The sequence below is a fragment of the Ensifer meliloti genome, from assembly GCF_030064585.1.
Taxonomy (GTDB): domain Bacteria; phylum Pseudomonadota; class Alphaproteobacteria; order Rhizobiales; family Rhizobiaceae; genus Sinorhizobium; species Sinorhizobium meliloti.
Map to the genome: position 1 here is coordinate 2952042 of NZ_CP120365.1, position 16029 is coordinate 2968070.

Below are 16029 nucleotides of genomic sequence, written 5' to 3' on the forward strand. Positions count from 1 at the left end.
CAATGCTCGGAAGGGATGGAAGCATGCGGAGCATCGGAGGAGCGCATGCACGAGAAAGAAAGACACAGGATCATCCTGTCGGCGGTGCAGGAAAAGCCGGTCGCAACCGTGCCCGAATTGGTCGATCTCACCGGCAGCTCGGAGGCGACGATCCGCCGCGACATCGCGGCGCTGCATGTGCAGAAGCGGCTGCGCCGCGTCAGGGGCGGTGCCGAAGCGATCAACCCTCCGCAGTTCGTAGGCCTTGCCGGCCGCCCCTTCCGGGTGAACGAAGGTCTGCATGCGCGGGAGAAGCAGGCGATCGCCCGGGAAGCGGTGGCGCTCTGTCAGGACGGCGAGCCGATCATCATCAATGGCGGCACCACGACCTTTCAGATGGTGCATTTCCTGGCCAATCGCCGGATGCAGGTCTTCACCAATTCCTTCCCGATCGCCGAACACCTGCTCAAGCATTCGAAGAACACCGTGATGCTGTCGGGCGGGACGATCTATCGCGAGCAGAACATCATATTGAGCCCCTTCGAGAACGACGTGACGCGCAACTTCTATGCGCGGCGCATGTTCATGGGGGCGCAGGGGCTGGGGCCTCTCGGGCTGATGGAGGCCGATCCGCTGCTGATCCAGGCCGAGCAGAAGCTGATCGACCAGGCCGACGACCTCGTCGTGCTCGTCGACTCCTCGAAATTTCACAGGCGCTCGAGCCTCATTCTGTGCGGCCTCAAGCGCATCGCCACCGTCATTACCGATTCAGGTATCGAGGACAGACATGCCTCGATGCTTGAGAATGCCGGCGTCAGCCTGATCGTCGCCGCTCAGAGCGCAAAGGCCGACGCCGAAAAGGCTTCGACATCCGCATGAAGCATGGGGAGAGGAGCTGATGTCCCGAGCTTCCGGATGAAGATCGGGAAATGATTGTTCGGGCAGGAAGACGCAGCCACTCCGGATGCGGGCCCATGGGAGGAGAAAAAAACGATGAAAGTCCTGAAATCATTGATGGTGACGGCCGCCGTCGCCGTGGCGCTGATGGCCAATGCCGCTCATGCGGAAAACAAGAAGATCGCGCTTGTCGTCAAGGCACTGGGCATCGGCTTCTTCGAAGCCGCCAACAAGGGCGCTCAGGAAGCGGCCAAGGAACTCGGCGACGTCGAGATCATCTATACCGGCCCGACCTCGACGACGGCCGAAGGCCAGATCGAAGTGATCAACTCGCTGATCGCGCAGAAAGTCGATGCGATCGCGGTTTCGGCCAACGACACGGACGCGCTCGTCCCGGCACTGAAGAAGGCGATGGATCGCGGCATCAAGGTCATCTCCTGGGATTCGGGTGTGGCCAAGGAAGGCCGGTTGATGCATCTCAACCCGTCCTCGAGCCCGCTGATCGGCAACATGATCATCAAGCTCGCCGCCGACAATCTGCCCGAAGGCGGCGACGTCGCAGTGCTCTCGGCCTCCGCAACGGCGACCAACCAGAATACGTGGATCGCCGAAATGAAGAAGGTCCAGGGCAACTACAAGGGCATCAATGTGGTCGCCACCGTCTATGGCGACGACTTGGCCGACAAGTCCTATCGCGAGACGCAAGGGCTCATCCAGTCCCATCCGAACCTGAAGGCCATCATAGCGCCGACCTCCGTCGGCATCGTCGCCGCGGCGCAGGCCGTGACCGACGCCGGCAAGATCGGCCAGATCAACGTCACCGGTCTGGGCCTTCCCTCTGAAATGGCCGGACACGTGAAGTCCGGCGCCTCGAAGTCCTTCGCCATCTGGAACCCGATCGACCTCGGCTATTCGGCAACGATGATCGCCTATGACCTCATCAACGGTGCCGAAGCCAAGCCCGGCGCGGAACTCAAGATGGGCCGCATGGGCACGGTCAAGCTCGACGAGAACAACGAAGGCGCCATGGCCGACCCGTTCGTCTATGATGCCTCGAACGTCGAGGAATTCGCGAAGATCTTCTGATCGTGCTGGGGTGTTTGCCCCTCATCCGGCCTGCCGGCCACCCTCTCCCCGCCTGCGGGGAGAGGGCTAGTCCTCAGGTCAAACCCGAGGAGAGGGGCAGCCTCATGTGATCGAGGGCTTGGCCGCCACCCAATTGAAACGACTGAACTGGTGGATCCACTCTTGTTGCAGGACACAACCACATCGCGGATGAAGCCCGCCATTGCGCTTGAAGGCATATCGAAGTCCTTTCCGGGCGTGCGCGCTCTTTCCGATGTCTCGCTCGCTCTCTATCCCGGCTCGGTGACGGCGCTCGTCGGCGAAAACGGCGCCGGCAAGTCGACGCTCGTCAAGATACTGACCGGCATCTATCAGCCTGATGCGGGCACCATCCGGCTCGGCGACACGGAGACCACCTTTCCGACCGCCCTTGCGGCGTCCCGCGCCGGGGTCACGGCGATTCATCAGGAGACGGTGCTCTTCGACGAGCTCTCCGTCGCGGAAAACATCTTTCTCGGCCACGCACCGCGCAACCGCTTCGGCCTCATCGACTGGAAGCAGCTCAACGCCGACGCTCAGGCCCTGTTACGCCGCGCGGGCGCCGATTTCGACCCGACGATCCGCCTGCGCGATCTCGGCATCGCCAAGAAGCATCTGGTCGCGATCGCCCGGGCGCTCTCGGTCGATGCGCGCGTCGTCATCATGGACGAGCCGACGGCCGCGCTGTCGCACAAGGAAATTCACGAGCTCTACGATCTGATCGAACGGCTCAAGGCCGACGGCAAGGCTGTCCTGTTCATCAGCCACAAATTCGATGAGATCTTCCGCATCGCAGACCGCTATACCGTCTTTCGCGACGGGGCGATGATCGGCGAAGGGCTGATCGCCGACGTCAGCCAGGACGATCTCGTCCGCATGATGGTCGGCCGCGCCGTCGGCTCCGTCTATCCGAAGAAGGAGGTGACCATCGGTCAGCCGGTGCTTACCGTTTCCGGTTATCGCCACCCGACCGAATTCGAGGACATCAACTTCGAACTCAGGCGCGGCGAGATCCTGGGTTTCTATGGCCTGGTCGGCGCCGGGCGTTCGGAATTCATGCAGTCGCTGATCGGCATCACCCGGCCGTCCGCCGGTGCCGTGAAGCTCGATGGCGAGGTGCTGGTCATCCGCAGCCCGGCGGAGGCGATCCGCGCAGGCATCGTCTATGTGCCGGAAGAGCGCGGACGGCAGGGGGCGATCATCGGCATGCCGATCTTCCAGAATGTGACGCTGCCCTCGCTTTCACACACCTCGCGCTCGGGCTTCCTGCGGCTTGCCGAGGAATTCGCGCTGGCGCGCGAATACACCTCCCGCCTCGATCTGCGGGCCGCCGCGCTCGATCAGGACGTCGGCACGCTTTCCGGCGGCAACCAGCAGAAGGTGGTCATCGCCAAGTGGCTCGCGACCCGGCCGAAGGTCATCATCCTCGACGAGCCGACCAAGGGCATCGACATCGGCTCCAAGGCCGCCGTTCATGCCTTCATGAGCGAGCTTGCGGCGCAAGGCTTGAGCGTCATCATGGTGTCCTCGGAAATTCCCGAGATCATGGGGATGTCTGACCGCGTCATCGTCATGCGCGAGGGGCGCGTCGCCGGAAGATACGAGCGGTCTGAACTGACCGCTGAGAAGCTGGTGCGGGCCGCCGCAGGCATCGAAACGCAAGCCGATGGGAGGGCCGCATGATGGCCAGGCTCCTCAAGAACCGAGAAATCCTGCTCGTCGTCGCGATTGCCGTGCTGCTTGCCCTGATCGCCTTGCGCTTTCCGGCTTTCGTGGCTCCGTCCAATCTCGCGCGCGTCTATAGCGACACCTCTATCCTCGTCATCCTGGCGCTCGGGCAGATGGCCGTCATTCTCACCCGCTGCATCGATTTGTCGATGGCGGCGAACCTCGCGCTCTGCGGCATGGTCGCGGCCATGTTGAACAACGCCTTTCCCGGCTTGCCGATACCGCTCATCATTGTCGCCGTCATGGCGCTGGGCGGCTTCCTCGGGGCGATCAACGGCACGTTGGTCTGGAAGCTCAATATTCCCCCGATCGTCGTCACGCTCGGGACGCTGACGATCTATCGCGGCCTCATCTTCGTGCTGACGAACGGCAAGTGGATCAATGCCCATGAGATGAGCGACGCCTTCAAGGCGCTGCCGCGGCTGGATGTGGCCGGCATGCCGGTGCTTTCCTGGCTCTCGCTCGTCATGGTCGCGCTGATGTTCCTGGTCATGGGTCGCACGCCGCTCGGGCGCGCCTTCTATGCCGTCGGCGGCAATCCGCACGCAGCCGTCTACACCGGCATCGATGTCGGACGTACGCGCTTCTTCGCCTATTGTCTCTCGGGCGCGCTTGCGGGTCTGTCGGGCTACCTCTGGGTATCGCGCTATGCGGTCGCCTATGTGGACATCGCGGCCGGCTTCGAGCTCGACATCATCGCGGCCTGCGTCATCGGCGGCATTTCGATTGCCGGCGGCATCGGCTCGGTGGCGGGCGCGGTCCTCGGAGCGCTCTTCCTCGGCGTGATCAAGAACGCTCTGCCGGTCATCAATATCTCGCCCTTCGCGCAACTGGCGATATCCGGAACGGTCATCATCATCGCGGTCGCCGTCAACGCCCGCGCCGAGCGGCGCAAGGGCAGGGTCATTCTCAAGAAAGCGGAGGCGGTCTGATGGCGGACGCGCAAATTTCTCCCCGCAACATTCCCGATCGCCTGCAAGGAGGCGGCGCTCGCCTTCTAAAGAGCTGGGAAGCGCTGCTCTTCGTGGTCGCCATCGTGATCTTCCTCGGCAATTCGCTGGCGTCGCCCTATTTCCTCGATCCGTGGAACCTCTCCGACGCTACGTTCAACTTCACCGAGAAGGCGATGATCGCCTTCGCCATGGCGCTGGTGATCATCTCCGGCGAGATCGACCTCTCGGTCGCTTCCATCATCGCCCTTGCCTCGACCGCCATGGGCTATGCCGTGCAACTCGGTTTCGACACGCCGGCGCTCGTCGCGATCGGCCTTGGCGTCGGTCTCCTCTGCGGTCTCGTCAACGGGCTCCTGATCACGGGCCTCGGCCTGCCGTCGATCGTGGTGACGATCGGCACCATGAGCCTGTTTCGCGGCCTGTCCTTCATCGTGCTCGGCGACCAGGCCTTTACCGGCTATCCCGAGAGCTTCGCCTGGTTCGGCCAGGGCTATGTCTGGTGGGTTTTCTCCTTCGAGTTCACGCTCTTCGTCGTGCTCGCCGTCATTTACGGAGTCCTGCTGCACAGGACGAATTTCGGCCGTGCCGTCTATGCCATCGGCAACAACCAGACGGCTGCACTCTTTTCCGGCGTTCGGGTCGGGCGGGTCAAGTTCACGCTCTTCCTGCTGACCGGCCTCATGGCCGGGCTCGCCTCCGTCTGCCTCACTTCGCGGCTCGGCTCCACACGGCCCTCGATCGCGCTCGGCTGGGAGCTCGAGGTCGTGACCATGGTGGTGCTCGGCGGCGTCAATATCCTCGGCGGCTCCGGCACGATACCCGGCGTCGTTCTGGCGGCGCTGATCATGGGCATGGTCACCTTCGGCTTCGGCCTCCTGAACGTGCCCGGCATCGTCATGTCGATCTTCATCGGCCTGCTCCTGATTTCGGTGATCGCGCTGCCGATCCTCTGGCAGCGCGCCCGCCGCCGTCCCGTTCATTGAGATGCAAGTCATGGAAAAATATGCCTTCCGCATGCGGCTCCATCCCGGCAAGGCCGCCGAATACCAGGCGCGTCACGACGCGATCTGGCCGGAGCTGGTCACGCTCCTGAAGGACGCCGGTGTCTCCGATTATTCGATCCACCTCGATGAGGAGAACTGCCTGCTTTTCGGCGTGCTCTGGCGGTCGGACGATCACAGGATGGGCGACCTGCCGTCGCATCCGGTGATGCGGAAATGGTGGGCCCATATGGCCGATATCATGGAGACCCGCGCCGACAACGAGCCGGTCGCCGTGCCGCTCAAAACCGTCTTCCACCTCAAATGATGATGAAAACCGTCGCCGTCATCGATATCGGCAAGACAAACGCCAAGGTCGCACTGGTCGATCTCGAGCGCTTCGAGGAAATCGCCGTGCGCAAGTCCGGCAATGGCGTGAGCGACGACGGGCCCTACCCGCATTTCGACACCGAGCGCCTTTGGCGTTTCGTTCTTGACAGTCTAGCGGCGCTTCACCGCGAGCACCCGGTGGATGCGATTTCGGTGACCACGCACGGCGCGACCGCCGTGCTGCTCGACGAAGCGGGCGAACTCGCCTTGCCGGTTCTGGACTATGAATTCACCGGGCCGGATGCGCTCGCGGAGGAATATGAGAAGGCGCGCCCTCCCTTCACGGAGACCGGTTCGGCTCGCCTGCCGATGGGGCTCAATGTCGGCGCTCAGCTCTTCTGGCAGCAGCGCATGTTTCCGGAGCATTTCGCCCGCGTCGCGACGATCCTCACCTATGCGCAATATTGGTCCTACCGCTTGACGGGGGTCAGGACGAACGAGTTGACCTCGCTCGGCTGCCACACCGATCTCTGGAACCCGAAGGCGGCAACCTTCTCGTCGATGGTCGACGAGCAGGGCTGGCGCCATCTCTTTGCGCCGGTGCGAAGGGCGGGCGACGTGCTTGGTCCCTTGCTTCGGCAGGTTGCGGATGAGACCGGTCTGCCACCGGAAACGCCGGTCCACTGCGGCATTCACGATTCCAACGCTTCGTTGCTGCCGCATCTCATTACGCGCCAGGCGCCATTCTCCGTAGCCTCGACCGGGACCTGGGTCGTGATGCTCGCGGTCGGCGCCGAGCCCGTGAAACTCGACGAGCGGCGCGACACGCTCATCAACGTCAACGCACTCGGCGATCCGGTGCCTTCGGCCCGCTTCATGGGCGGGCGCGCCTATTCCCTGCTGATCGGCGACGATCCGCCGACGGCCTCGCCGGAGGCGGAAGCGAGTGTCCTGGAGCAAGGGCATATGCTGCTGCCGTCGCTGCCGGGTGGTTCAGGGCCGTTTCCGGCTGCGAGGCCCCATTGGACGGCGGACGAAGACAAGCTCGCTCCCGCCGAACGGCTCGCGGTCGTCTCCTTTCATCTTGCACTGATGACGGCGACCTGCCTCGATCTGATCGGCGCAAGGGGCGAGATCCTGGTCGAGGGGCCGTTTGCCTTGAACGACGCCTATCTGAGGATGCTTGCGGCCGCCACCGGCCGGCCGGTGCTCGCCAACAGGCTGAACAGCACGGGAACGAGCCTCGGCGCCGCCTGCCTCGTCGCGGGCGCCCGCGTCAGGACGGGGGCCGAGGCGATACCGGCCGCCAAGCCGGACGCCTATGCGGCTTATGCCGAGGCATGGCGCCGGCGCACTGCCGCGCATGTCCGGAGCGATCCGTAAAGGAATCTCAGAAGACGGAAGTTCTGCTCGTTGCGCGGCCGTGCTCAAGATTGACGACGATCGATATCGCCGCCATTGCGAGCGTTGCGGTGATGATGGCGCCTATTCCAAGAACAATCATTGTTCACGTCCCGTGGTGCACCGTCATGATGCCGCCCTGTGCCTGAAGATGCTACTCAACGCGTATTTCGCGCCATTACACCTGCATGTTTTGAATCGCAGACGACACAAGAAACATGCAGCACTTCAAATGCTCTAGCGACCTCTGCCCGTCCGATGAGAGACGCATGGCGCTGTATGCTTCGATACTGAACGGCAAGTAGATCCGCAATTCTAAACTCTCATCATTGAAAACCTGTGGCTGCGTTCAAAGAAAACGTTGCATCGATAGTGGACGGCAAAGCTCCGGTTGAATTTTAGCGATTCCGGTTAAGAGGCAGGAGGCATTAACTTTCAAGCAAGGAATTAACCATAAACATGGTCCAACACGTCGGAATAGGAAGTCTCGACTTCTCCTCAAGGCATGATGCCGCACCGCCGTACCGGTTTCGGTCCGGTATCCACTTTCACTGAAATCACTGTGGGACGGACGATGGCGGGCGCTTCCGGGCGCGCTGCTCTCATCGGGTGGGCGTGACCGGCCGCCGGCGGCGACCCTTCCCCAGCGGATTTCGAATGCGGGACGCATCAGCAGCCGGGGACCAGCGTGAAACAGGAAGCGTCAGAACAGGCGAGAAAGGGCCAGGCGGGCAGCCTGCTGGAACGCCTGCGCTTTGCCGGTCTCGACGAGGATGCCTGCGCGCTGCTGCGCGATCACCGCCAGGCTCTTTCGCCACGCATCGAACTGGCGCTGCGAGCCCTCTCGCACCGCCTGCAGGCGAGCCCCGATGCGGCGCGCCACTTCGACAGCGACCGCCAGATCGACCGCCTGCACGATCTTCAGTCGTCGCACTGGAACGTGCTCACGGACGCCCGTTTCGACGGGCTCTATGCCGAGCGCGTGAAGGTGCTTGCCGATACCGAAAGTCGCATGGGTCTCGACCCGCGCTGGCAGATCGCCAGCCACGCGATCGTGCTCGAGCACCTTATCCTCGGTGCGATCGAGGATGCCTGGCCGAAATCGATCCTCTCTCTCGGCAAGGCACGCAGGAGGGAACTCCGCGACCTCGTCGCCGCTCTCGTGCGCGCCGCTTTCGTCGACACGGAAATTGCGGTTTCGCTGCGTTTCAACGCGCTGCGCCAGCAGCACCAGCGCCAGCTTTCGGAGCAGCGCCGGGACGACGAAAGCGAGTTGAAGACACTCTTCGCGGATTTTCTTCGGGCTCTGGGGGAGGGCGACCTGACCGCGCGTCTTCCGGAAGATGCGCCGGATACCTACCAGCCGATCGTGGCGGGCCTCAACACGGCATTGGGCCAGATCAGGGATGCGCTGCTCGCGGCCGACAAACGCGCCACGGCGGCCGAGGCCATCGTCTCGGACCTGCGCGGCAGTGCGGCCGAATTCTCAGGCAATGCCGGCGCAGAAGCGAAAGCCATCGACCAGCATCTCGTGAGCCTCGGCACCGTAACCGAGCGGATCCGCACCGGTTCGATCCGGATCGGCGAGACCGAGGCCCAGGCAAGCCGAACCCGCATCGCGGTGGAGCGCAGCGGCGAGATCGCCGGCCAGGCGATCTCGGCCATGGCCGACATCGAGGCTTCTGCCGAGAAAATCGGTCAGATCATCGGCGTGATCGACGAGATCGCCTTCCAGACCAATCTCCTGGCGCTCAATGCGGGCATCGAAGCCGCACGGGCCGGCGAAAGCGGCCGCGGTTTCGCGGTCGTCGCACAGGAGGTGCGTGCGCTCGCGCAACGCTCCGGCGAAGCGGCGCGCGAGATCAAGCAACTCGTGACCGGAACCAAGGGACAGGTCGTGGCCGGCGTCGAGATCGTCGGCCGGACCCAGCACGCGATCAGCAGCATCGCCGAACAGGTAGTCTCCATAAACGAGGCCGTCACCGGCATTGCCCGCGAGGCGGAATGTCAGGTGAACGATCTCGCCTCCGCAACCTCGGAGATCGGCGGGGTCGCGCAGGCGATGAACCGAAGCGCCGCACTCGCGGGCGCGGCCCTCGCGTCGACCGACGATCTTCACGGCGTCATCGTGGAACTGGGCGAGACCATCCGTCGCTTTCATCTCGACCGTCAGGCGAGATCGGCCGCGAGCTTCGCCCCGCGGATGAGGATAGAGGCGCCGGAAGACGAGACCACGAGCCCGTTCGGCGAAGTCACGTCCGAACGTCATCTGGCCGGATGGCGGCGCTAGGTAGAGCATTTCAAGCGAGGGAAAAATGGCCAGCAGAAACTCCGCACGAAACACGCTGATGCTCGCTCCGGTTTTGGACCTGAACGAGGCAACGGTGCTGCATGAAAGGCTCCTGGCACTGAAAGGCGGCGCCGTGGCGATCGACGCGTCCGCGGTCGAGCGCGTTGGGACGCTTTGTGTCCAGGTGCTCATGGCCGCCGCGAGAAGCTGGGAAGCGGATCGCCTGTCTTTCACCTTTGCCGAGGTGTCCGACGCTTTCATCAAGACGACACAGCTCATCGGGGCGGACATCGGTCCCCTGATGGCAAAGGAGATTTGAGCAATGAAGAAGAGAGTTCTGACTGTCGACGACTCCCGGACGATCCGGAACATGCTTCTCGTCACCCTCAACAATGCCGGATTCGAAACGATCCAGGCGGAGGATGGCGTCGAGGGCCTCGAGAAGCTCGATACGGCCAATCCCGACGTGATCGTAACGGACATCAACATGCCGCGCCTCGACGGCTTCGGCTTCATCGAGGGTGTGCGCAAGAACGATCGCTACCGTGCGGTGCCGATCCTCGTGCTGACCACCGAGAGCGATGCGGAGAAGAAGAACCGCGCGCGGCAGGCGGGCGCCACCGGCTGGATCGTCAAACCGTTCGACCCGACCAAGCTGATCGATGCCATCGAGCGCGTAACGGCCTGAAATCCGGGGACAGCCATCCAATGGATATGAACGAAATCAAAGAGATTTTCTTCCAGGAATGCGAGGAGCAACTCGCGGAACTGGAATCGGGTCTCCTCAAGCTCAATGACGGCGATCGCGATCCGGAAACGGTGAATGCCGTTTTCCGTGCGGTCCATTCCATCAAGGGCGGCGCCGGCGCCTTCGGGCTCGACGATCTCGTCTCCTTCGCGCATGTGTTCGAGACGACGCTCGACTGCGTTCGATCCAACAGGCTGGAACCCAATCAGGACGTCCTGAAAGTCATGCTGAGATCGGCGGACGTGCTTGCCGATCTCACCAACGCCGCCCGTGACGGCGGCGGCGTCGACGAGGCGCGCAGCCGGCAACTGATCAAGGAACTCGAAGCGCTCGCCAACGGCGAACTGCCGCAAGCCGCCGCCGAGTCCGCGCCGAAAACGACGCCGGCCGGCGTTGCCCCGGCTGCTCCGGTCGTCAACGAGGAAGGCTTCCAGCCCGTTGCCTTCTCCTTCGACGATTTCGAGACAGGCGACGAGCCGACGATCGAACCGTCCACCTATGAGATCGTCTTCAAGCCCAAGTCGGATCTTTATTCCAAGGGCAATGACGCCACGCTGCTCCTGCGCGATCTCTCGCGTCTCGGCGAAATGAGCATCCATTGCAATATGGACACTCTGCCGCCGCTGGACCGGATGAATCCGGAGGAGGCGTATTTCTCCTGGAAGATTTCGCTCAAAACCGACAAGGGCGAAGAGGCGATCCGCTCCGTGTTCGAATTCGCCGAGTGGGATTGCGAGCTCGACGTCGCGCTCGCCGGCGGTACGGTCGGGATGGACGAAGACCTGCCGATGCAGCCCGTCCCCTTCGATCTTTCGATCCTCGAGGACGAAGCCCAGGCGCCTGCCGGGGAAGAGGACCGGGCCGCCGCCAGCGAGGGCGACTCCCGGAATGCGGCCGTCGCGGCGGCGCAGACGGCGAGCAACGTCCTGCAAATGGCGCAGTCCACGGCTCGCGTCTCCCCGGAGAATGCCCGCAATTCCCAATCGGCATCGGCGGCACAGGCTGCCGCCCAGCAGGCCGCTTCCGCCGCGACCCCGACCATTCGTGTCGATCTCGATCGTGTCGACCGCCTGATCAACCTCGTCGGCGAACTCGTCATCAACCAGGCGATGCTGTCGCAGAGCGTGATCGAAAACGACACCAACGGCACGTCGTCGATCAATATGGGCCTGGAGGAACTGCAGCAGCTTACGCGCGAAATCCAGGACAGTGTCATGGCGATCCGCGCGCAGCCCGTCAAGCCGGTCTTCCAGCGCATGTCCCGCATCGTCCGCGAAATCGCCGACATGACCGGCAAGTCCGTCCGTCTCATCACCGAGGGTGAAAATACGGAAGTCGACAAGACGGTCATCGACAAGCTTGCCGAGCCGCTCACGCACATGATCCGCAACGCGGTCGATCACGGCCTCGAAACGCCCGAAAAGCGGGTTGCCGCGGGCAAGAACCCGGAAGGAACCGTGCGGCTCACGGCCAAGCACCGCTCCGGCCGCATCGTCATCGAGCTTGCCGACGACGGCGCCGGCATCAATCGCGAGAAGGTGCGCCAGAAGGCGATCGACAACGATCTCATTGCGGCGGACGCAAACCTTTCGGACGAGGAGGTCGACAACCTGATCTTCCACGCTGGTTTCTCCACAGCCGACAAGATCTCCGACATTTCCGGCCGTGGTGTCGGCATGGATGTCGTCAAGCGCTCCATCCAGGCACTCGGCGGCCGCATCAACATCTCTTCGAAGCCGGGCCAGGGCTCGATCTTCACCATGAGCCTGCCGCTGACGCTCGCCGTCCTCGACGGCATGGTGGTGACCGTCGCCAACCAGACGCTCGTCGTGCCGCTGACGGCAATCGTCGAGACGCTGCAGCCGGAGGCCTCTGCGATCCACAGCTTCGGTTCCAGCCAGCGGCTGATCTCGATCCGCGACTCCTTCTGCCCGCTCGTAGACGTGGGCCGCATCCTGAACTTCCGCGGGGCACAGGCCAACCCGGTCGAAGGCGTGGCGCTTCTCGTCGAATCCGAAGGCGGCGGCCAGCGCGCGTTGATGGTCGATGCCATCCAGGGCCAGCGGCAGGTGGTAATCAAGAGCCTCGAAGCCAACTACACGCATGTGCCCGGCATTGCGGCGGCCACAATTCTCGGCGACGGGCGCGTGGCACTCATCCTCGATGTAGACGCCATCGTCGCTGCGTCGCGCGGGCAATCCCTGAAACCTGAAATGTCTCTTGCTGCAGCCGGATAATTCCCATGACCAATGCCGCAAAACATCTGACCAATGGCGGACGGGAGCTGATCGCCTTCCGCGTCGGCGACCAGGAATTCTGCGTCAACATCATGGCGGTGCGCGAAATTCGCGGATGGACGCCGGCGACCCCGATGCCGCATGCGCCCGCCTACGTGCTCGGCGTCATCAATCTGCGCGGCGCCGTGCTGCCGATCGTCGATTTCTCCGCCCGGCTGGGCATGAAGGCGGCCGAGCCGACGGTTCGGCACGTGATCATCGTCGCGCAGGTCAAGAGCAGGGTGGTCGGCCTGCTGGTCGACGCCGTTTCCGACATTCTCACCGTCTCCGATCGCGATATTCAGCCGACGCCGGACATCGCGTCCGATTTCGAGCGGAGTTTCGCACGCGGCGTGTTGGCGATAGAGGGGCGCATGATCTGCCTCGTAGAGCTCGACTCGGTCTTCCCGAGCGAGGAAAGGGAGGCGGCATGAGGGTCCAGGCCAACATCGATCAGAGGCCGTATCCGGACGAATGTCTCGCGAGCGGAGAATATCCGCTGACCCGCCGCGATCTCACCGAGATCGCCGCGATGATCTACGCGGATGCCGGCATCTATCTCAACGAATCCAAGGCATCGCTCGTCTATTCGCGGCTTTCGAAGCATATCCGCAATCTCGGACTGAAGGGGTTCCGCGACTACTGCCAGCTCGTCGCTTCGCCTGCCGGTGCGGCGGCGCGCCGCGACATGCTTTCGCATCTCACGACGAATTTCACCCGCTTTTTCCGCGAGAACCATCATTTCGAGCACCTGAAAACAGACGTTCTGCCTGGTCTTATCGCCCGCGCGAAGAACGGCGGTCGCGTCCGCATCTGGTCTGCGGCGTGTTCGGATGGCCAGGAGCCCTATTCGATCGCGCTGACGGTGTTGTCTTTGCTGCCCAATGCTGCGGACTACGACTTCCGCATCCTCGCGACCGATATCGACCCGAAGATCCTGGCGCTGGCGCGGGCCGGCGCCTACGATGCGACGGCGCTCGAGACGGTGAACCCTGCCATGCGCAAGCAATGGTTCAGCGAGGTCGAAGCGGGCGGCCGCCGCAAGTGGCAGGTCGACGATCGCGTCAAGCGGCTGATCACCTTCAACGAACTCAACCTCATGGCGCAGTGGCCGATCAAGGGGCCGTTCGACGTGATCTTCTGCCGCAATGTCGTGATCTATTTCGACGAGCCGACGCAGATGAAGATCTGGTCGCGCTTCGCCGGCGTGCTGGACAATGGCGGGCACCTCTATATCGGCCACTCGGAACGTGTGTCGGGGGATGCCAAGGCGCTGTTCGACAATATCGGCATCACGACCTATCGCCATACCGGCAAGTTCCACGGGGGCCGGGCATGAGCGCTCCCGCACGTGTTCTCGTCGTCGACGACTCGGCCACCATGCGCGGCCTCATCTCCGCCGTGCTCAATGCCGACCCTGATATCTCCGTCGTCGGACAGGCTGCCGACGCGCTCGAGGCGCGTCAGGCGATCAAGCAGCTCGACCCCGATGTCGTGACCCTCGACATCGAGATGCCGAACATGAACGGCCTCGAATTCCTCGACAAGATCATGCGGCTGAGGCCCATGCCGGTGATCATGGTCTCGACGCTGACCCATAGGGGCGCCGAAGCGACGATCGCCGCGCTCGAGATCGGCGCCTTCGACTGCGTCGGCAAGCCCCAGCCGGGGGATACGCATCCGTTCCGCGATCTCGCCGAAAAGGTCAAGGCGGCCGCGCGTTCGCAGCGCAAGTCCATGATCACCAGCAACAGGGCGGCCGCGCCGGCGGTGACAGCCGTTTCCGACTACCGGGCAGGGCGCAAGATCGTCGCGATCGGAGCCTCGACCGGCGGGGTCGAGGCGCTGATCACGGTCTTGCAGAAGTTCCCGGCGAATTGCCCGCCGACGGTGATCACGCAGCACATGCCGCACACCTTCACCAAGAGCTTCGCCGAACGGCTGAACCGGCTTTGCGCCCCGACGGTCCAGGAGGCGACGGATGGCGCGCGGCTCGAGGTCGGCAGGGTCTATCTGGCGCCCGGCGGCGAACGCCATCTTGAGGTCCATAATGCCGCAGCACCCTGCTGCCGACTGGTGGATCATCCGCCGGTCAACGGACATCGTCCTTCGGTCGACGTGCTGTTCGATTCCGTCGCCGAACTGGCGGGCCGGAACGCCATCGGGGTGATTCTCACCGGAATGGGCCGCGATGGCGCCGCCGGTCTCCTGAAATTGCGGCATGCCGGAGCACGCACCTTCGGTCAGAACGAAAAGACCTGTGTCGTCTACGGCATGCCGCGCGTCGCCTATGAATTGGGCGCGGTCGAAACGCAGCTCCCCCTCGGATCGATCGGGGAGGAGATTTTGAAGACGGCGGCTGCCCGAAAAGAAGGAATCGAATAATGTCTCTCGCCGAAAAGATAAAAGTTCTGATCGTCGACGATCAGGTCACGAGCCGTCTGCTCCTGGGCGACGCACTGCAGCAGCTCGGCTTCAAGCAGATCACCGCGGCCGGTGACGGGGAGCAGGGCATGAAGATCATGGCTCAGAATCCCCATCATCTAGTGATCTCCGATTTCAACATGCCGAAAATGGATGGGTTGGGCCTGCTCCAGGCGGTGCGTGCAAACCCCGCCACCAAGAAGGCGGCCTTCATCATTCTGACGGCACAGGGCGACCGCGCGCTGGTGCAGAAGGCGGCTGCGCTCGGCGCCAACAACGTGCTGGCAAAGCCGTTCACGATCGAAAAGATGAAAGCCGCGATCGAGGCCGTGTTCGGGGCGCTGAAATGAACACCGAGGCTGCCGGGAGGCGCGTCCATGTCATTCAGGGCGAGTTCAAGGTCGTCAACGATCCGGATATCGTGCTTTCGACCATTCTCGGTTCCTGCGTGGCCGCCTGCATGCGCGATCCGGCGGCCGGCGTCGGCGGCATGAATCACTTCCTGCTGCCGGGTTCGGCGACGTCGCCGAGTTCCGGCGCGGACGCCACGCGCTACGGCGTGCACCTGATGGAGCTTCTCATCAACGGCCTTCTGAAGCAGGGGGCGCGCCGCGACCGGCTGGAGGCGAAAATCTTCGGCGGCGCCAGGACGATTGCGCGTTTCTCGAACGTCGGCGAGCAGAATGCCGCCTTCGCACGCCAGTTCCTGATGGACGAGGGTATCCGAATCGTCGGCGAAAGCACCGGCGGCGACCACGGGCGCAAGCTCGAATACTGGCCGTCGTCCGGGCGCGCGCGCCAATATGCCCTGACAGGCGTCGAGGCACAGCGGGCGCTTCAGATGGACCAGAGGCCCGCCGTGCCGAAGCCGGCCGAAAGCCCCATCGAATTCTTCTGATCATACCGGCCGAGGCCATGT

16 protein-coding genes are annotated in these 16029 nt (G+C 63.4%); all 16 read left to right on the forward strand.

Going from position 1 to position 16029, the window contains the following annotated elements:
• The first annotated feature begins 45 nt into the window (after nucleotides 1-45).
• The 16 genes from PZL22_RS21065 to cheD all read left to right on the forward strand — a co-directional run bounded on the left by PZL22_RS21065 (nucleotide 46) and on the right by cheD (nucleotide 16008).
• Entirely contained in the window at nucleotides 46-858 is an 813-nt protein-coding gene (locus tag PZL22_RS21065) for a DeoR/GlpR family DNA-binding transcription regulator (protein WP_004435998.1), read from the forward strand.
• A 114-nt stretch (nucleotides 859-972) separates the two neighbouring features.
• Nucleotides 973-1962, forward strand: coding sequence for a rhamnose ABC transporter substrate-binding protein (rhaS, locus tag PZL22_RS21070; protein ID WP_004436001.1), 990 nt, complete (start codon nucleotides 973-975; stop codon nucleotides 1960-1962).
• A gap of 189 nt (nucleotides 1963-2151) precedes the next feature.
• Nucleotides 2152-3663 (forward strand): sugar ABC transporter ATP-binding protein, encoded by a 1512-nt coding sequence (locus PZL22_RS21075; RefSeq protein ID WP_003529960.1) that lies wholly within the window; start codon nucleotides 2152-2154, stop codon nucleotides 3661-3663.
• On the forward strand, nucleotides 3660-4640 hold the full coding sequence (locus PZL22_RS21080) for an ABC transporter permease (protein ID WP_014528983.1): 981 nt from the start codon (nucleotides 3660-3662) through the stop codon (nucleotides 4638-4640). The genes PZL22_RS21075 and PZL22_RS21080 overlap by 4 nt, the downstream gene beginning before the upstream one ends.
• Nucleotides 4640-5644, forward strand: coding sequence for an ABC transporter permease (locus PZL22_RS21085; RefSeq protein ID WP_003529958.1), 1005 nt, complete (start codon nucleotides 4640-4642; stop codon nucleotides 5642-5644). The genes PZL22_RS21080 and PZL22_RS21085 overlap by 1 nt, the downstream gene beginning before the upstream one ends.
• 10 nt (nucleotides 5645-5654) lie before the next feature.
• Nucleotides 5655-5969, forward strand: a complete 315-nt coding sequence (gene rhaM, locus PZL22_RS21090) for an L-rhamnose mutarotase (RefSeq protein ID WP_003529957.1) — start codon at nucleotides 5655-5657, stop codon at nucleotides 5967-5969.
• On the forward strand, nucleotides 5966-7354 hold the full coding sequence (locus PZL22_RS21095; RefSeq protein WP_010968718.1) for an FGGY-family carbohydrate kinase: 1389 nt from the start codon (nucleotides 5966-5968) through the stop codon (nucleotides 7352-7354). Before rhaM ends, PZL22_RS21095 begins: the two co-directional genes overlap by 4 nt.
• A gap of 706 nt (nucleotides 7355-8060) precedes the next feature.
• On the forward strand, nucleotides 8061-9662 hold the full coding sequence (locus PZL22_RS21100; RefSeq protein ID WP_003529954.1) for a globin-coupled sensor protein: 1602 nt from the start codon (nucleotides 8061-8063) through the stop codon (nucleotides 9660-9662).
• Nucleotides 9663-9687: 25 nt separating this feature from the next.
• A complete protein-coding gene (locus PZL22_RS21105; RefSeq protein ID WP_010968719.1) occupies nucleotides 9688-9981 on the forward strand; it encodes an STAS domain-containing protein in 294 nt (97 codons plus the stop codon).
• Nucleotides 9982-9984: 3 nt separating this feature from the next.
• A complete protein-coding gene (locus tag PZL22_RS21110) occupies nucleotides 9985-10350 on the forward strand; it encodes a response regulator (protein ID WP_003529950.1) in 366 nt (121 codons plus the stop codon).
• Between the two features lie 20 nt (nucleotides 10351-10370).
• On the forward strand, nucleotides 10371-12647 hold the full coding sequence (locus PZL22_RS21115) for a chemotaxis protein CheA (RefSeq protein ID WP_003529948.1): 2277 nt from the start codon (nucleotides 10371-10373) through the stop codon (nucleotides 12645-12647).
• A 5-nt stretch (nucleotides 12648-12652) separates the two neighbouring features.
• Nucleotides 12653-13120 carry a chemotaxis protein CheW gene (locus PZL22_RS21120; protein ID WP_003529946.1) on the forward strand — a complete coding sequence of 156 codons (468 nt, stop codon included), beginning with the start codon at nucleotides 12653-12655 and terminating at the stop codon, nucleotides 13118-13120.
• Complete coding sequence (cheR, locus tag PZL22_RS21125; RefSeq protein ID WP_003529944.1) at nucleotides 13117-14025, forward strand: protein-glutamate O-methyltransferase CheR; 909 nt, start codon at nucleotides 13117-13119, stop codon at nucleotides 14023-14025. The genes PZL22_RS21120 and cheR overlap by 4 nt, the downstream gene beginning before the upstream one ends.
• Nucleotides 14022-15071, forward strand: a complete 1050-nt coding sequence (gene cheB / locus PZL22_RS21130) for a protein-glutamate O-methylesterase CheB (RefSeq protein WP_003529941.1) — start codon at nucleotides 14022-14024, stop codon at nucleotides 15069-15071. Before cheR ends, cheB begins: the two co-directional genes overlap by 4 nt.
• The gene (locus tag PZL22_RS21135) at nucleotides 15071-15460 is read left to right on the forward strand and encodes a response regulator (protein ID WP_003529938.1); all 390 of its coding nucleotides are present in this window, start codon (nucleotides 15071-15073) and stop codon (nucleotides 15458-15460) included. The genes cheB and PZL22_RS21135 overlap by 1 nt, the downstream gene beginning before the upstream one ends.
• Nucleotides 15457-16008 carry a chemoreceptor glutamine deamidase CheD gene (gene cheD, locus PZL22_RS21140; protein ID WP_003529934.1) on the forward strand — a complete coding sequence of 184 codons (552 nt, stop codon included), beginning with the start codon at nucleotides 15457-15459 and terminating at the stop codon, nucleotides 16006-16008. The genes PZL22_RS21135 and cheD overlap by 4 nt, the downstream gene beginning before the upstream one ends.
• Nucleotides 16009-16029 lie beyond the last annotated feature (21 nt).

What these genes read in the sequence shown, in the direction of transcription:
- PZL22_RS21065 (WP_004435998.1), top strand. Translation starts at nt 46, where the DNA reads ATGCACGAGAAAGAAAGACACAGGATCATCCTGTCGGCGGTGCAGGAA.
- rhaS (WP_004436001.1), top strand. Translation starts at nt 973, where the DNA reads ATGAAAGTCCTGAAATCATTGATGGTGACGGCCGCCGTCGCCGTGGCG.
- PZL22_RS21075 (WP_003529960.1), top strand. Translation starts at nt 2,152, where the DNA reads ATGAAGCCCGCCATTGCGCTTGAAGGCATATCGAAGTCCTTTCCGGGC.
- PZL22_RS21080 (WP_014528983.1), top strand. Translation starts at nt 3,660, where the DNA reads ATGATGGCCAGGCTCCTCAAGAACCGAGAAATCCTGCTCGTCGTCGCG.
- PZL22_RS21085 (WP_003529958.1), top strand. Translation starts at nt 4,640, where the DNA reads ATGGCGGACGCGCAAATTTCTCCCCGCAACATTCCCGATCGCCTGCAA.
- rhaM (WP_003529957.1), top strand. Translation starts at nt 5,655, where the DNA reads ATGGAAAAATATGCCTTCCGCATGCGGCTCCATCCCGGCAAGGCCGCC.
- PZL22_RS21095 (WP_010968718.1), top strand. Translation starts at nt 5,966, where the DNA reads ATGATGATGAAAACCGTCGCCGTCATCGATATCGGCAAGACAAACGCC.
- PZL22_RS21105 (WP_010968719.1), top strand. Translation starts at nt 9,688, where the DNA reads ATGGCCAGCAGAAACTCCGCACGAAACACGCTGATGCTCGCTCCGGTT.
- PZL22_RS21110 (WP_003529950.1), top strand. Translation starts at nt 9,985, where the DNA reads ATGAAGAAGAGAGTTCTGACTGTCGACGACTCCCGGACGATCCGGAAC.
- PZL22_RS21115 (WP_003529948.1), top strand. Translation starts at nt 10,371, where the DNA reads ATGGATATGAACGAAATCAAAGAGATTTTCTTCCAGGAATGCGAGGAG.
- PZL22_RS21120 (WP_003529946.1), top strand. Translation starts at nt 12,653, where the DNA reads ATGACCAATGCCGCAAAACATCTGACCAATGGCGGACGGGAGCTGATC.
- cheR (WP_003529944.1), top strand. Translation starts at nt 13,117, where the DNA reads ATGAGGGTCCAGGCCAACATCGATCAGAGGCCGTATCCGGACGAATGT.
- cheB (WP_003529941.1), top strand. Translation starts at nt 14,022, where the DNA reads ATGAGCGCTCCCGCACGTGTTCTCGTCGTCGACGACTCGGCCACCATG.
- PZL22_RS21135 (WP_003529938.1), top strand. Translation starts at nt 15,071, where the DNA reads ATGTCTCTCGCCGAAAAGATAAAAGTTCTGATCGTCGACGATCAGGTC.
- cheD (WP_003529934.1), top strand. Translation starts at nt 15,457, where the DNA reads ATGAACACCGAGGCTGCCGGGAGGCGCGTCCATGTCATTCAGGGCGAG.